Here is a 16,269-nt window from a genome sequence, read left to right on the forward strand (position 1 = left end):
GCGTTTTCCTCCTAGTTGAAAGGGACGGGCGCCATTGTCCCAGGCGCGCTTGTCCAGGTTGCTGTCGACTGCTTGATGGCTGAGAGAGTGCGATCTGGGTCCTGCTGGAAGTGTGTGCTGTCGATCTCGCTGATGATTCCCTCGGTGACCAGCCCTGCGAGACCGTGACGCAAGGTCGAGTGCAACTGGGCGCTGGGGTGGTAGCCGAGGAAATCCTCGCCCACCGATCCGCTAGGCCCGACGGTAACGGCGGTGAGGGCATCGCCGATGCTGATCGGTGAACCGGCGTGGAGCCCTAAGGCGAGCAGTGCAAGCGCCCTTACAGCCCGGTGACGATGATCTTCGTACGAGAGCACATCACCGCCGAGAAACACATGCGGGCTGGTCAGTGCGTTGAGCAATAGGCGCAGCCGGAATTTATCAGAGTTGAGGAACCACGGCTCGGCAACAACCTCTGCAACGCGAAGCGGGGGCGACTCAATGTCGAAGCAGCGTAGGGATCCAGCTTCGCCGGCATCGTCGAAGGTCGCGAATAGCTTCACCTCGTAGTCGACTTCTGTGTCGAGCTCCAGGTCAAACTCGTTGTGCAGAGCGCGAACGGCGGATACCAGTGGAGCGATGGCTTCGCTGGTGAGGGGTGTCGGCCCGACCAGTACAAGATCCAGATCCGAGGTTGGTGTGGCATCCCCGCATGCATGCGAGCCGTAGGCGAGGCCATAGCCGCTCGAACCGACGTAGTCGTGACGGATTCGGCTCGCGAAGTCAAAGATGTGCAACGGGGGCGTCATCGTTGCGCCTGCATCGGTAGGTGACAGCTCGGATGAACAACGGTATGGAAGTCGATTACATGGACACCGCTGGGTATCGCGATCTGGCCGTCGGGCTGCTCATGGTGGGCGATGAACTCCGCTACCTCGGCACGCACTTGCCGATCGCGGACGAGTAGCGGGTGGTTCTTGAGATGCACTGCTTCGAACCATTTCTGCGCTGCATCACGGTCGCGGGCCAATGCTGTTCCGCCGTAGCGAATGTGGGTCAGTGTGCCGTGTCCGAGGTCCTCAGCTTCGCGCAAAGCGTCGAGCAGAAGGTCGCGCGTATAGCGTCGCCCGCCCTCTGGGAAGGGCGCGATGCGTTCCCACTGTCGTGTGACGAGGCGTTGCTCGGGCGTGTCCGCGTCGAAGAACAAGGCCAGCATGTGGCCGTCCGAGGCCAATAAGCCGAGCAGGTCGTGCACGAACTCGACCGCTGCGCTGCGAGATCCGTGCTGATCGGCCGTCGGCCGGATCCCAGTGGGAGTCATAGTCTCGAAGAACTCACCGAGCGGGTAGCTCAACGACCAGAACGCTCCCACCACATTGAAATGTCCAGCACGACCGTCAGCGTGCAGACGGGTGACGGCGTCTCTGGTGTCCGCGCAGATCGTTTCAGCCCGTGGGAATCGGGCGGTAGCCGCTTCGATCATGGTGTCGCTGTAGTCGGCGACGACGAGCTTTCGAGCGTGTGGGTCCAGTGATGAGGTGACTCTGCCTGTGCCGCAGCCGAACTCGACGATCTCAAGGTCTGCGGCTGGCTCGCCATGATGTTGCTGCATCAGATCGGAAATTAGGTCGATGTCTTCGCGACCGTGATAATAGTGCGGCAATAACAGCCGGTCATACACGCCGGACACTTCGTAAACTGATCGGAAGTCGTCAAGTTCGGTCATCACAGAGACCCTTCGGCTTCGAGCGCGAGCTGGTCGAGATAGACGAGGACATCGACCATGTGCGCTTCGCTGAGATTGGGATTGTTGGCCATGAATCGCAACGACTGCAGCAACGCTCCGCGCCTGATTCGTCCGAGATCGTCTGGCAGGCTGAACCGATGGAGATACCATCGGCCGTCTTCGAGCATGCGCTCATGCAGTCGCCGATTGAGGTTGTTTACCCGCCCGATGTCCTCGTTGCTGGCAGGCAGGGTGACCCCTGTGGGCAGGTAGACAAATGCCACCGCCGCCAGGTCTGGGTCGTGCAGGCGGATGAACCTGGGGTGCTTGTCCAACAGTCGCGAGAATCGTTGCACGTGCTCAATACGATGTTCCGCCAGTTCAGCGAGCCCGGTGCGCCCTGCGGTGAGCATCATCATCCATAGCTTCAGAGACAGCCAACCCTTCGTACCGATGAACGGTGTGACCTGACCGAACGCGAAGTCCTCCTGCATGATCAAGTCCGAGTAGCTCGAGATCGTGCGCAGAACCTCGGGGCACCGGACGAGTAGAGCACTTAGCCCGTAGGGGACAGCCATCACTTTGTGCGGGTCGACGGTGACGCTGTCGAACAGCTCGATACCATCGACGCGGTCGCGCAATCGAGGGCTGAACGTCGCGACCAGTCCCCAACACGCATCGGCGTGCAGCCAAATGCTCGGGTCCGCAGATCTCACCAGATCGTGCACTGCTCGCAGGTGCTCCACTGTCTGCGTTCTGCTGTCGCCTGCGTAAGCGACCACAGCCATAATCTGGCCAGCGTTGTCGTGCAGCGCCTGAGCGAGAGCGTCAGTGTCATAGCGGAATTCGTGGGTGTCAACCTCGATTACCCGAGCGCCGAGTCCGATCCAAGTCAATGCGCTCTTTATGCTGTAGTGCCCTATTCCGCGCGGCACAATCACTCCGAACTGCCCTGCGTCGACGACGCCGTTCTGCATCGTGCCCGGTGCCATGGCCTCGCGCGCGAGCATCATCGCGATCGTGTTGCTTGTGGTGCCGCCGTGGGTCACCATACCGCCCACATCCCACACGGTGGCGACGTCGGCTACTGGCGGATTGCTGTATCCGAGCAGGCTGCGCAACCACCTCAGAACAGCAATCTCAATGAACGTGGCACTGGGTGAGTCGAAACTCTGGTTGATCATGTTCTGTTGGGTGAGAATCGCCAGAATCGCCCCAGACAGAGCGCCGAGGTCGTCGCCGGTATCGCCGAAGCCAAGGAACTGAGGACTCGCTTCGTTCTTACACAGCGGCAACACCTCATTCTCGAACAGCTGCACCACCTCTGCTGCGGGGGTCGACGCAACCGGCAGGTCGGTAACGAGACGATCGCGGATCTGGCTCGGTGACAACCGCTTCGCGAAGATATCGGTTTGCTGCTTGAACGACAGGCCGATGTCGAGCACACGATGCAGCAAGGTTGTCGGAGCGTTCGGGGAGGTCTGTCGGGGTACGACGAGCTCAACGTGGCTCGTCACCTCGGCGGGGGATTGCTGTTCGTACCCCATAGAGCAAGCAACGTGGGTGTGGTGCTGTGGTGTGGTCAACGACCAGACCTCCCTCGCGGTTGGAGGCAGGTACCGATAGCACGGGAAGCACGGTCAGCTCTCCGCCGGGCTCATCGGCTTCATTGGAGACTTTCCGCTCGCGTCGTACCATCGGCCCTGCCTTTGCGTTGTCGGCATCTAAGACCTTGCCGAGGAGTGACGTCGCATCTCGATACCACCGACTTACCTTCTGCGACTTCTGATTCCAGTGCTGTCTCCTCTCGGTCTCGTCTGTGTTACCTTCGGTAGGTCGAAGCGCTAACGAAGGGTCGGGGAGTGGCGGCTGCGCTGATGCGCCTCAAAGTTGTGTTGCGTCAGCGGCACCTGCAGACGCATCGCGCGTTTTGCCGCGAGTACGACAAGGTTGCCCGAAGGATCGACGGTGATCTTGTGGGCACCTACCCCAGCCGCGCGCAGTTCCACCGCTGGTTGTCGGGTGAATTGAAGGGGCTGCCCTACCCTGATCATTGCCGGGTCTTGGAGGAGATGCTCCCCGGTTACACAGCGGCTGAGCTATTCGAGCCATATGCCGACGAGGAGCAAACCGCAGTCGGCGCTGAGGAGCCCCTCGATGAGAGGGAATTTCTCGGGGTCATCGAAAACCGTATCAACCGAACAAATTTCGGTGTGGTCGAGTGGGGTCCGGAGCCTTGTGGGGAGGGAGGGCGCGCAGACCGGTCGGTCAGCAGCGCCTTGGGTGTCGGCGAGGAGACCCAGCATGAGCATCGACTGCGAGAGCTCAGGAAAGACCAACGCTTCAGCGACCATGAAATCAGCCAGTTCGCTTCCTTGGTCGGGAACATCATCGATGTCGACGCCCGCGTCGACATCGAAATAGGCGGCGACGGATCCGCTCACCTGACCTATCGCTACGAAATATTGAATATGACCGACCGGCCCTTGACTCGCGTGTCGCGCGAACTTTGGTTCGAATACACCGACGGCAAGCTCGATATCAGGCCCTGGCGCGAGAGCACACGTCGTGTCGCCATCCAACGGGTCCACGACACCCCAAACCTGTCGAAATTCTCATGTCAATTTTCACCAGCAATTCAACCGAACGAGTCCGCCATAGTTGGATATACATGCGACGGCGGAAAATTCCTCGACGCGCTCTACTGGCGGCAAACGATCTACAACCACACTCGCGGCTTCGCAATCAACTTGCGGCACAACGACGCTGGAGATTTGATCAGTTGCTCCGCGATTGAAGAGCAGCAGAATGGTGCAGAGAACTCCGCAACCGAAGACCTTGTCTGGGACTGCGAAAATAGCGATGTCATTATCACGCTGACCCGGAAATACCTCCGCCCGAGCCAATCAGTCACACTCCGCTGGAAGGTTACCCGTGAGCATTCGTGACGCTGTCGAGCACGCCATCCGCGCCTGGAACCAGCACGAGATCGACCGGGGCGCACCCGCCGTGGTCGACTTCGATTTCTTCCCTCCTACAGGCGAGGCGCCGAAACCCGTCGACAGGCTCGGGACACTGCGGCGATTGAGCGGGCTGATCCAGGAGATCGAAGAGCCCTCGGTCTCACAGCGGATCAAAGCGGATCTCGCCTATTTGCGGGCGCTCATGGGGGAGCGCCCTGCCCTCGATGACTACGTCCGTGCGACCCAAGGCTGTCCCGCGGCCGGGTGGCCAGCCGACTACGTCATCGCCAAGGGTGAGATCGCTCGCCAATGTGTCGAAGGCCGTGGTGTCAGATGGGGCGAGTCCACTGCCGTTGATCTCGCCGAGGCCGAAGGCCCGATCGATGCCGCCGCCGCGCCGGATGCGATCCGCGAGGCCGCGACCGACTACGAGTCAGCTGTCCGCCGCGCGACAGGGACTGACGCCGCATACGAACTGACGATTGAGAAAGTCGACGTCGACGCGTATTGGGGGTACTGGCTCGACGGTGCCGGGCAGCGGGTCCGACTGCGGCTGAACATGCGCAATGCGAGTTATACAAAGACCCAGGCGCGGCAGTTCGCATTGCACGAGGTCTTGAGCCATGGCTTGCAAAGCGCCAGTATCGCCGCGCACTGCGTGAGCGAAGGTGTCCCCTGGGTACGCCTGTCGTCTGTTCATGGCCCGCAGCAGGTTCTGTTGGAGGGCTTGGCCCAGACGATGCCGCTGTTCGTCGCGCGCGATGACGAGGCTTTGGTTACACGGGTGCGGATCGATCACTACCTCCACCTCGTCCGCGCCGAACTGCACATCGCCCTGAACGCTGGCACATCGGTCGAGGAATGCGCGCGACATGCGCGCTCTCGTGTGCCGTGGTGGAAAGACAGCCAGATCGCCGGGCTTCTGGCTGACCGCAGCACAGATCCGCAGCTCAGAACCTACATGTGGGCGTACGCAGCTGGCATCGACTGGTTTACCAACCTCGCAGATAGCGAGGCCTCGCCGATTCGACAGGTGCTTCAAGCCGGGTACCGTGCGCCACTCACTCCAACCGACCTTGAAGAGCTATGGCCGGAGGGGCCGGCCGTCGGGGGCCCGGGAGGCTCTCCTACCCTCTCGGCCGCTGCTCCCTAATGATATTTCCACGGTGAAACCACCAACGATGGCCAGCCGTCCGGCCATGGGCCGCGTTCCGTGACGTCGTGCGGATCAGCCTCGAGTGCGATCTACATGCCGACGTGGACTCGATCATCAACAACGGAACCGAACCATCCTCAGCAACCGTGTCAGCACTTATCGTCGCACTGTCACCCGAGTCATCCGCGACATCGCGAACACGAGGAGGCGAGGAGGCGAGGAGGCGAGGAGGCGAGGACGGTCATCGAGCACGCCGACTGGCTCGCCAAACGCCGTAACTCGTTCGCCCACCGATTGATCGATGGATGTTGAAACAGCAGTTCTATTGTGGTGCCGTGCGCCTGTGGCTTGGCGGCCCAACGAACCTCGTCGGAGCCGAACAACTGGCCGCTGAGGCTGTCCAACTTTACGAAGAGGCGCCACCGTGGATCGCGGCGTCGAGGTCGGTGGCATACCATTGTGTGTCAGGAGGCCTTTCGAAGGCGTTGTGGAGGCGAATGTAGTTGCGGGTGAATGCCTCTCGTCTCTGAACAGCGTCCTCGACAGGGAGGTCGTTCGGGAGGACAACCGGGAGGACAACCAAGAGGTCAATGTCGCTGTCGGATGTGTCGGTACCGGCGCGCTGATCGCCGCCCGGGTGCAACGCCTCGTCATCGGCTCTTGGGACCCCTACCACGGGGCCGTCTGCTCACAATGGGACCTGGTCCGCGACCAGCGCCTCAACCACAGGCTCGAAGTCGTCTATGAAGTACTCACCACCAAAACCGATGACCTCATCGGCGACTACCTGAAAATCGAACAACACTTGGCCGAACAGCGTCGCATCGACATAAGACTGGGCCTTTGAACCGTAAAGATTCGACGTGAATCGTGGAACGGCCCGCGCGGGAAGAGTGACGGATCGATGCATCAGGCTCGCATCGCAAATGCGAGGACCAAAAGCCGGCAGTAGCAAGCCGGATCGGGTCCGCCGCCAGTCTGAACCCGGTGACCAGTCGTCAAAGGGCGCTGATCTCAAGCCAGTGACGCGAGCGTTTTGCTGGCCCCGGCACGCAGAACGCAGGATCTGAGATGCCTGCCAGATCTGGTGCACGCTCTTCCCTGGTAATCAGGTGTATCCCGCAAACCGTGCACGCGTTCAACTAATCGGATGCAGGGTCGCCGTGGTTTTCTCCTGCCTCGGCTGATTCCAGGTAGCGGTGACGGGTTTCTGGGTTGCTCAAGGCGAGTGCGCCGGAGAGCCAGGCGCGGTCGCCGCGGGTCGGGTTGTCTGGGTCCAGGGGCCGTGCCAGGGGGCGGACTGCGGTTCCGGCGGGGTCGCTGTCGTAGGGGTATCTGCCCCAGGCGTTGGCTTCTGGCGTTGTCGGGTGACGCCAGAAGGTGTTCATGAGTTGGTGGATCAGTGGCCGTAGGTTGTCGGTCGGGATCTCGGTCAACTCGTCGGCGACGGCGTAGATGGTGGATCGGTAGGTGCGCAATCCCCAGGCTTCGGCTGCGGGATTGTTGGCTGATTGCAGGATGGATTCGACGCCGCCGGAGGGGTTTCGCTGGTAGCCGGTGACGATGCCGTGTTCGCCCATACAGAAGGTTTCGACCACGAACGGTGCGTCGGGCACTCGCACGTCCAAACCTTGTTGAGTGGCGGTGTTGTACATGTAGGCGGTGACACGGTCGGGGTCGGTCCAGCCGCTCGAGCGGGGCTCATGTCCCCAGAGCAGCACGTGCGGTCGGCGCGATTCGGTGGTTTCGCAGGCGGTGAGCAGTGAGCCGATCATGCGGCCGGTCCATCCGGCGTCGACGAGCCCGGTGCGGGGGTCGGTCAGGTTGTGTTCGGCGGCGTAGTCGATGAGCAGGTCGCGAGTGTTTGCGATGCGTGCGGTGGCGGCCTCGGTGACCTCGGGCAGGGTGAGGAAGCGGCGCATCGCGTCGGCTTGGTCGGCTTGGTCGGCGCGTGCGTCGGCGGCGAGGGAGACGCCAACCGACTGCAGCAGTGGGGCGTAGGTTTCGGTGGGCAGACCCAGGCGTGCGCACAGGTCGGCAGCGTTGGACTTCATGAAGCTGTTGAACAGCCATGCTGTCCGGTCGAGGCTCTGAGGGTCGGTGGCGGCCAGGCTCCAGGTCATGCGACTGCTGTAGACGTATTCCATACCGAGGTCGACGTCGGCGAGCGGGGCGAGTCGGCGGGCCAGCTCGTAGAAGATCTGGCCGTCGCGGGACAGGAATCGCAGTCGTTCGAGCCCGCGACGGCGGGCTTCACACAACATCCAGCAGGTGGCGCCGATGAGGGCGGGCGCGGCGACTCCGGCTGCGACGTCGCGGATCACCTGGTCGTGTTCGGTGTCGGCCGGTATCGCGATCCGGGCGGTGCGGGCGGCGGTGTGCAGCAGCGCTGCGGCGTCGTCGGGGCGGTGGGAGTGGTCGTGGATGATTTTCTCGTAGCGGGTGTGAGTCGGCTCGGGCATCGCTCACCATTCTTTCAACACGAGCGTAAGCCTGTGTCCGGTGATTCCGATCCGCTGGCAGGTGGTACGCGTCGCGACCAGATCTGGGGTTGGATCGGAGCCGCGTGTCTCGGCAAGGGGCGCGCGACCGGCCTGCACGCGGGCGATCCACACATCGTCGTGAAGACCGGCGAAGACCTCGTCGGCAGCGGACAGAGCGGCGGTGGCGGCATCGAGGTCTCCGGTGTCGCGGTGGATTAGGCCGAGTTGACGCAGTGTGCGGCCTTCGCCGGGGCGGTCGCCGATCGCTGTGAACGTGTCGAGGGCGGTCTTGACCCGGTGGATGGCGTCGTCCCACCGCTGGTTTCGGCGGTCGAGGTCGGCGAGGCTGAGATGAGTCCGGGCGACCCATCGCTGGTCTCCCAGAGATCGGAAGATGTCGTGTGCTGCTGCGAGGTCGGTGGCGGCTTCGGCGTGCTTCTCAGCGAGACGGTGTGCGTCTCCGCGGTTACGCAGTGTCACGGCGACACCGCGCCGGTCGGATAGCTGGTCGAATCGGGTGAGGCATTCGGCGAACAGCGTCAGGGCATGCGGGATATCGCCCTCGTTGCGGTGAACAACGGCGATATGGCGCAGGGTGCGTGCCTGCCAACGCTGGTCGTCGAACTCGCGGAAAACGGGCAGGGCATACTCGAATTCCCGTAGCGCTCGGTCGTTGTCCCAGCGGTCGCGATGGATGAGTCCGTAGCGGACGCGAGTGCGGGTTCCTTCGAGTCGGTCATCGAGACTGCGGTACATCGTCAGGCTCGTATCGAAATGCCGCCGTGCATCGCCCCAGCGGGACAGTCCGCGGCTGGCGTCGGCGATTCCGTTGTGGATCCCGGCGGCGATTCTTATGTCACTACCGGACTCGGCGACATCGAGTGCGGTGGAAAAATTGGCGATGGCCTCGCGCAGCCGACCCTGGTACCGGAAAGTATCGCCGAGAAGACGCAGGGTGACGGCCCACTCCGACGGTGCCTCAAGGCGCTGGAATATCTCGGCGGCTCGACCGAGCATGCCGCAGGCGTCGTCGTAGCGGCCGAGTTCTCGACACAAGGCGCCGAGACTACGGCGGGTAACGGCCTCAGCGCGGTCGTTACCCGCTTCCTGCGCGGCGTGCAACGCCAGCCCATGGGTGCGGTCCCATGCCTGCCAGTCGGCACGCCAGTCGAACATTGGTGGCAGCGTCTCTGTCAGTTGCCAGGTGGAATCCCACAGCTCGAGCGCATGGGCCAGCTCGACGGCGGCCAGGAGATTTGCGCGCTCAGCAGTGAACCAGCCTCGTGGATCCATCTGGGCGAGATGAGCGGGCGTATCCGCCGAAACGTCATCACCCCCTGACTCGTACGCGCCGGGATGCAGCGCGGCCGATGCGATGCGCATGCACTGCAGGTAGCGATCAACCAGGCGCTCTGCGGCTGCGCGACGTTCACCTGGCGTGTCTTGTGCGTTGGCCCGCTCCCGGGCGAAGTCGCGCATCAGATCGTGCAACCGATACCGAACGGTGCCGTTCACATCGGTGCCGGCGAGTTCGACGAGTTGCGCATCGACAAGCTCGTCCAAGCGCGCTTCGGCCTCCGCGATACCGATATCGAGCAAGGTGGCGACATTCCAGGCCGGAAATGTGGCGGCAGTCAAAGACAACAGCCCGAACGTCCGTTGCTCGTCCGTGCTGCGGCCGTGGTAGCTGAGATCGAATGAAGCACGAACCTCGAGATCGCCGGCCTTGAGCACATCCAGGCGCCGACTCTCATCGGCCAGGCGGTCAGCGAACCAGGCCACCATCCACCCGGGCCGTGACACCAGCCGCGCGCCCGCGATACGAAGTGCCAGCGGAAGACAGCCACACAGCCGGGCGATATCGGCGACCGCACCCGGCTCGGCCTCGGCGCGCTCCGGTCCGATCAGGCGAGCAAGGAGGGCGATCGCCTGACTGTTGGGGAGCACACCCAGATTCAACGTCTGCGAGCCGGACAGGGCCGCCAGCGGGGAGCGGCTCGTCACAAGGACCGCGCAGGTGGACGAACCCGGAAGCAAAAGGCGCAGCTGGCTCTCAGCGGCGGCATTGTCCAACACGACAAGCACCCGGCGGTCAGCGAGCAACGCACGAAACAAGCGCGCCCGTTCGTCCAGATCCTCCGGTACCTGTGCCCCGTCGATCCCGAGAGCACGCAGGAATCCCGACAGAACCTCGCCCGGGGCGAGCGGATTCGACTCGACACCATGGAGATTCACATAGAGCTGACCATCGGGAAACACGTCGGCCAGCGTGTGCGCGACATGCGTGGCCAGAGCAGTCTTGCCGACTCCCGCCGACCCAACAACGGTAGCGATCGGAACAGCTAGGCCCGGACCTCCGGCCAGCTGCGACACCAATAGCGAGATCTGCTCATCACGACCTGTGAAGTCGTGAGTGTCAGGAGGCAGCTGCATCAACCGCGGAAGATGACCGGCGCCGGATGCCGGAGGCGCGGGACTGCCGGAACGCAGCGAGGGAGCCGTCTCCGAAGCCGTGGCGTGCTTCGTGGGTGTGCTCGACTGACCTGGACCCACGACCGATGCCGCGGTGACCGGATGTTTGGCAGGCGCGTCGCACTGCTGGTCGGTGGTGTCGGGTGCGAAGAGCTCGGTGGCGGTGTGGCCTGGCAGCATCTTTTCCAGGACCCGGCAGTGATGCGGGTAGGGCAGTCCTTTTACCTCGCCGGACAGCCAGCGGTGGAACTGGGCTCGTTTGGGGGCTGAGCCGACGAGGTCGGGGTCGATCGTCGCGGCAACTCTGTCGTATTCGCGGCCGAACGCGCTGTGTGTCTGTAAATGCCGTTCGCGCAGCACGGTTTTGAGGCGAGACACCATCGCCGCCACCCCCTTTTACCCCTTCAGACCTTCCGGTTCCCTGCGTCTGCCGGTCGCCCACATCGTAGAGGAGATGTAGAGGAGACAGTACGGGGACAAGAAGTTTCAGAAGAGAACTTCGTGGGTGTCGAGATGCGACAGGGTGTCGCGGCAAGGTCAGGGCAGCCGACAAACGGTCGGCAGCGGCGACGGTGAGCTGATCCGGGCGATCCGGCGAAGGCGTTGTAGCGGGATAGCGCCGAGCTGCTGGTTCATGGCGTGTGCCGACGCTGTCACGCGTATCCGATCGACAACTCTTGGAGTGCTGTGACCATGTCATTTGTCCGTCCATCGGAGACTCCGGCGCAGGACCCGGTGGTTGTCCAGGGGTCACCGGTCGCGCCGGACAGCCACGCGTTGCCGCTCTATGACGGTGAGTACCTGGCAGATCCCCACGGCTTCTACCAGCGGGCGCGTCAGGAGTTCGGGTCGCTGGTGCCGGTGGACTTGGCCCCCGGTGCTCCAGGCACGCTGGTGACCGCTCACGCCGAAGCATTGAAGATCCTGCACGACCGAGAGAATTTCCCCGCCGACCCTCGAGCTTGGCAGCAACAGGTGCCGGCGCAGTGCCCGGTGCGGTCAGCGACGGAATGGCGGCCCGTCCCGCAGCGAAGCGCGCGAGCCGACCATGAGCGGTATCGCGGCGCCGTAAGCGCGGCCCTCGCGCAGGTGTCTCAGCATGCTCTGCAGGCGACGGTCGTGCGGACCGCGGTGTCGCTGATCAATACGTTCTGCGGTCGCGGGCGGGCCGATCTGCGCGCCGAATACGCGGTCCCGCTGACGTTCGCGGCGTTCAACCAGCTCGTCGGGACGTCCGGCGAGGCGGGCCGACAGGTTTATCAGGGCCTGGCGGCGTCCGTGGCCGCGACGGATCCCGCGGCGGCGCAACAGGGATATGGCCTAGTCACAGCGGCGCTGGCCGAGGTAGTGAAGCACAAGCAGTCCGCACCGGCCCAGGACGTGGCGACGTGGTTGATTCAGCAGCCGACCGGTCTGACCGAGGACGAGGTGGTGCACCAGCTCGCCGCGCTCTATACCGCTGGGGCGGAGCCCACCGCGTCGTTGATCCTGAACACGCTGGGGATGCTGCTCACCGATCAGCGTTTCACCGGCGATGTGCTCGGCGGCGGGATGGGGGTCCGCGAGCAGGTCGAGGAGGCATTGTTCCTCGATCCGCCGGTGGCCAATGGGTGTATGCGGTATCCGACCGCGCCGAGGCTCGTGGGCAAGCGGTGGGTAGGGGCGCATCAGCCGGTGGTGATCAGCATCGCGGCGTGCAACCGCGACCCTGCGGTCCATCAGGCCGCTGACCGGCTCGGTAACCGCTGCCATCTCGCGTGGGGCGCTGGCGTGCACTCGTGCCCGGCCAGCGATATCGCACTGCTCATCGCTACCGCGGCACTCGAACAGCTGCTCGATGCCCTGCCGGTGATGCAGCTGGCGATATCCGCCGATCAGCTGTCCTGGTTTCCGGGACCGTTCCACCGCGCCCTGAGGGCACTACCGGTGTCTTTCGCACCGGCACCACCGCTCAACCAGTAGTGAATCCTGCGCCGTCACCGGCACACCCGACATACCTGTTGTGAGGTTGCACCTTATGTATTCCCTGCCGCGGTCCGAAAGCGGCACCGCCGCTTCGTATCCCTCGATCGAAGACCTTGGTCCCCGAATCAAGCTCTACACCCCGGCATTTGCTATCGCCCCCTACGCCGCGTATGGGCGGATGCGTCAGGACGGGAGGACTCTGGCTCCGGTGGAGCTCGCTCCTGGTATCCCCGCGACGTTGGTGCTCAGCTACCACACCGCGGTGCGGATCCTCAACGATCCCGAACGTTTCCCGGCCGATCCACGGATCTGGCAGAAGACCATCCCGGCGGGTCATCCGCTGCTGCCGATGCTGGGATGGCGGCCCAATCCGTTGCGCTGCGCCGGTAGGGAGCACGCCGTTTACCGCGATGCTCTGAAGAAGGCGTTGATGGTGGTCGATCTGCTTGCCGTGCGGGAGCGAACCATCGGGGTCGCGGCTCCGTTGATCAACAGCTTCTGCCAGACCGGTAGCGCCGAGCTTATCGAGCACTACATCACCCCGCTCGTTTTCACGGTGCTCAACGAGACCGTGGGCTGCCCACCGAATATCGGTGAACGGCTCCAGCGGGCGATCGCGGCGATGTTCGAGGGCATCGACACCGAGACCGTGAACATCGAGGTGGCGTCGGCGTTGTTCGAGCTGATCGACCTGAAACGCATCTCGCCGGGCGCCGATATCGCCTCGCGCCTGGTTCACCACTGCCCGGGACTGAGCGACGAGGAGCGGATGCACCAGCTGGTCACGATCTACTCGGCCGGGATCGAGCCGGTGCGCAACCTCGTCGCCAACACACTGCGGCGGATGCTGACCGATCCCCGCTACCGCCACGACAACGACCACTTCACACCACCGGTACGTGACGCAGTCGAAGAAACCCTGGCCCACGACCCGCCGCTGGCCAACCTCTGCAACAGCTACCCCCGCACCCGCACCCTCGTCGACAAGGTGTGGCTGCCCGCGAACCAGCCCGTCTTGGTCAGCATGGCAGCCTGCACCACCGACCCCGCCATCGTCGGTGACAAGGGCTGGACCGACAACCGCTCACACCTCGCCTACGGCAGCGGCCCGCACACCTGCCCGGACATGGCCCGCGAGATGTCCAAACAGATCGCTGTCGAGGCCATCGCGCAATTCTTCGACGCCTTCCCTGAAGCCGAGCTGGCGGTACCGGCCCGCGAGGTGGGGTGGCGGCCGGGCCCATTCCACCGCGCACCAGCGGCTGTGCCCGTCACCTTCCCGCACACGCCGCCTCTGATCATCCCCTCAGCAATCACCCACCGGTGAAACACAGGCGCGTACTACCTCCCGCCGACGCGTCCTACCTATTCAGCCTATTCAGCACTACGGAAATGAGTTGCGCACCATGACAACAACGACCGCCCTCATTACCCCTATCGGATATCAGGGTGACGATGCGACCGTTACGGCCTTGCGTGAGTCGATCTACGGCCCGCACCTGGCCACACACCGCAAGGCCCGCGAGATCATTCTCCGCCTCGGGGACGTTCCGCAGGACGATCTGACCGACGCGCAAGAGGCGGGTATCGGCCCGAGTCTGCTGCGCGCGGTCATCGGCGAGGTCGGTATCCCAGCACGCGAGATCGCCGCCGACACCCATCTTCGCGGCGCGTTGGGGGACTGGGCCGCGGTCGCCGCACCCCACCTGTTGACCGTGTGGACCGGGCATCACGACCTGGCAATCGGGGCGCTGCTCGCCCACGGCACCGGCGCACCGTATCAGCGGCAGTGCCTGGCCGAGCTGGACAGCGGCGCGGCTGTCGGTGTCCTCGCGCTGACCGAGCTCGGCGGCACCAACGGAGCCGATCAACAGTGCCTGGCGGTCTGGGACCCCGCCGCGGACGGGTACTGGCTGTCCAACCCGACACTCGGGTCGGTGAAGTTCCCGCCGAACATCGCCGACTCCACAGTGCCGAAGATCGTCGTATTCTCCGCGCGTCTGATCTTCGAGGGCCGCGACCAGGGTGTGTTCTTGTTCCTGACCCGCCTGCGCACCACCGAGGGGTTGGCCGACGGCGTCGCGGTGGGAAAGGTGTCCAGCAAGCTCGGCGCCGCGATGGACCACGGCTGGGCGGTCACCGACCCGTTGTTCGTTCCCCGTGATGGCCTGCTGGCGGGGGAGTGGGCCACGGTCACCGACGATGGCGAGTTCGTATGTGAGGTGCTGCCGCAGCGGCAGCGGTTCCACCGCTCCATCACGCCACTGAACGGTGGCCGCCTGGACCTGGCCACCGCGAATATCGCCGCCGCCCGTGGGGGAGCGGCCGGTCTGGAAAACTACTGTCGGCAGCGGCCCCACGGTGACAGCGACGCCTTGCAGCGTGACCTCGTCACCGCCGCCGCGCACATCTACGCGGGCAGCGTGTTGGGCCGCATGGTCCGTGAATTGAGCACCGATCCTGAACAGCAATCCCGTCTGCCACTGTGGTTGATGGTGGTCAAACCCCTGCTCACCACCATCGCAGAGGACGCACTGCGTACTTGCAGCGCGCGTACCGGCGCGCAAGGGCATCTGCGCTGCAACTATTACCCCGACTGGATCGCCAACGCCGCCAACTCCAAAACCGCCGAGGGCGATACCCAGGTGCTCGAGAAGGCCGCAGGCCGGACACACAAAGCCCTCGCCACACTGATACTGCCCGGCACCCCGGACACGCTGCCCTGGTGGCTCGATATGATCATCACCCGGTGTGACACCCTCGCCACCGACCTCTACCCCGCCACCGGCATCGAGCCCTCCGACGCGGAGTACGAACCCGAAGGCACCGCATTGGGTATCGACTCCACCCGGGTCGACCTGGCCCGCGCCACCGGCGCCCGCCTGACCGCCACCGCCGCACTCATCGCCGCGGAATCTTGCACCGACCCCGACGCCGCTATCCTCGCCCGGGCCGCAGCCGCCGTCGTAGCGCTGACCTACCTCGATACCCACGGCAACTGGTACACCGCCCACAACCTCCAGTCCGCCCGACGTGCCGGGGAGATACACACCGAACTGCGGTGCCACCGCCTCATCCTGGCCGAGAACCTGACCACTTTCACTGCGGCCTTCGACATTCCGCAGCTGCCGGGGGCACCGATTTTCGCCCCGGACTATCTGCAGGCGTGGAGCGAGCGGTCCGGATGGGACGCAGACCGCTTCGCCGGCCAACGATGAACCTCTCCTCACCGCCCCGCCGAGTTGATCGCGATCGGGATCTGTGGAGTTCATGGCACGCCGACTGCGCGACCGAACCTTCCTTCGGCTCCTTCGACGAGGCTGATTTCATCCGCAGACAGCACGGCGGACACGGATCGGGTTGCGTGCGCTTCGTCGCCGCGGTCGCCTACCTCGATGCCCACGACGACGACTACCAATAACCCGGAGATGATTGTGAGATCGCTTGCCATACACCAACTCCTGACCCTCTACACGACCTCGACCCACCGGGTCGGGTACGAAGCCGACACCACCGGACTCGGCC

The 16,269-nt window shown here is 64.0% G+C and carries 12 protein-coding genes; 6 read left to right on the forward strand and 6 right to left on the reverse strand.

Going from position 1 to position 16,269, the window contains the following annotated elements; genetic code table 11:
* Positions 1-11: 11 nt before the first annotated feature.
* Genes LKE06_RS14080 through LKE06_RS14090 form a run of 3 tightly spaced genes read right to left on the reverse strand, consistent with a single transcriptional unit; the run spans position 12 to position 3,291 of the window.
* Positions 12-788 (reverse strand): nucleotidyltransferase domain-containing protein, encoded by a 777-nt coding sequence (locus LKE06_RS14080; RefSeq protein ID WP_227999081.1) that lies wholly within the window; start codon positions 786-788, stop codon positions 12-14.
* Positions 785-1,705, reverse strand: coding sequence for a class I SAM-dependent methyltransferase (locus LKE06_RS14085; protein ID WP_227999082.1), 921 nt, complete (start codon positions 1,703-1,705; stop codon positions 785-787). The genes LKE06_RS14080 and LKE06_RS14085 overlap by 4 nt, the downstream gene beginning before the upstream one ends.
* On the reverse strand, positions 1,705-3,291 hold the full coding sequence (locus tag LKE06_RS14090) for a pyridoxal phosphate-dependent decarboxylase family protein (protein WP_227999083.1): 1,587 nt from the start codon (positions 3,289-3,291) through the stop codon (positions 1,705-1,707). The genes LKE06_RS14085 and LKE06_RS14090 overlap by 1 nt, the downstream gene beginning before the upstream one ends.
* Positions 3,292-3,567: 276 nt before the next feature.
* Between LKE06_RS14090 and LKE06_RS14095 the strand changes: the two genes are divergently transcribed.
* From LKE06_RS14095 to LKE06_RS14105, 3 genes are all read left to right on the forward strand, one after another.
* Positions 3,568-4,653 carry a hypothetical protein gene (locus tag LKE06_RS14095; protein ID WP_227999084.1) on the forward strand — a complete coding sequence of 362 codons (1,086 nt, stop codon included), beginning with the start codon at positions 3,568-3,570 and terminating at the stop codon, positions 4,651-4,653.
* Positions 4,640-5,821 (forward strand): hypothetical protein, encoded by a 1,182-nt coding sequence (locus tag LKE06_RS14100; RefSeq protein WP_227999085.1) that lies wholly within the window; start codon positions 4,640-4,642, stop codon positions 5,819-5,821. Before LKE06_RS14095 ends, LKE06_RS14100 begins: the two co-directional genes overlap by 14 nt.
* 427 nt (positions 5,822-6,248) lie before the next feature.
* Positions 6,249-6,671 carry a tRNA-specific adenosine deaminase gene (locus LKE06_RS14105; RefSeq protein ID WP_227999086.1) on the forward strand — a complete coding sequence of 141 codons (423 nt, stop codon included), beginning with the start codon at positions 6,249-6,251 and terminating at the stop codon, positions 6,669-6,671.
* 295 nt (positions 6,672-6,966) lie between these two features.
* Here the strand turns inward: LKE06_RS14105 and LKE06_RS14110 are convergent, their stop codons facing one another.
* Together LKE06_RS14110 and LKE06_RS14115 are read right to left on the reverse strand one after the other, a co-directional pair.
* On the reverse strand, positions 6,967-8,286 hold the full coding sequence (locus LKE06_RS14110; protein WP_227999087.1) for a hypothetical protein: 1,320 nt from the start codon (positions 8,284-8,286) through the stop codon (positions 6,967-6,969).
* A 3-nt stretch (positions 8,287-8,289) separates the two neighbouring features.
* Positions 8,290-11,160 carry an ATP-binding protein gene (locus LKE06_RS14115; RefSeq protein WP_227999088.1) on the reverse strand — a complete coding sequence of 957 codons (2,871 nt, stop codon included), beginning with the start codon at positions 11,158-11,160 and terminating at the stop codon, positions 8,290-8,292.
* A gap of 312 nt (positions 11,161-11,472) precedes the next feature.
* Between LKE06_RS14115 and LKE06_RS14120 the strand changes: the two genes are divergently transcribed.
* From LKE06_RS14120 to LKE06_RS14130, 3 genes are all read left to right on the forward strand, one after another.
* Positions 11,473-12,741: a cytochrome P450 family protein gene (locus tag LKE06_RS14120; protein WP_227999089.1), complete on the forward strand. Its 1,269-nt coding sequence runs from the start codon at positions 11,473-11,475 to the stop codon at positions 12,739-12,741.
* Positions 12,742-12,796: 55 nt separating this feature from the next.
* Complete coding sequence (locus LKE06_RS14125; protein WP_227999090.1) at positions 12,797-14,071, forward strand: cytochrome P450 family protein; 1,275 nt, start codon at positions 12,797-12,799, stop codon at positions 14,069-14,071.
* A gap of 79 nt (positions 14,072-14,150) precedes the next feature.
* Positions 14,151-15,962, forward strand: coding sequence for an acyl-CoA dehydrogenase family protein (locus LKE06_RS14130; protein WP_227999091.1), 1,812 nt, complete (start codon positions 14,151-14,153; stop codon positions 15,960-15,962).
* 50 nt (positions 15,963-16,012) lie between these two features.
* Here the strand turns inward: LKE06_RS14130 and LKE06_RS14135 are convergent, their stop codons facing one another.
* On the reverse strand, positions 16,013-16,195 hold the full coding sequence (locus LKE06_RS14135; protein WP_227999092.1) for a hypothetical protein: 183 nt from the start codon (positions 16,193-16,195) through the stop codon (positions 16,013-16,015).
* Between the last annotated feature and the right edge of the window lie 74 nt (positions 16,196-16,269).

The sequence above is a fragment of the Nocardia australiensis genome (genome assembly GCF_020733705.1).
Taxonomy (GTDB): Bacteria; Actinomycetota; Actinomycetes; order Mycobacteriales; family Mycobacteriaceae; genus Nocardia; species Nocardia australiensis.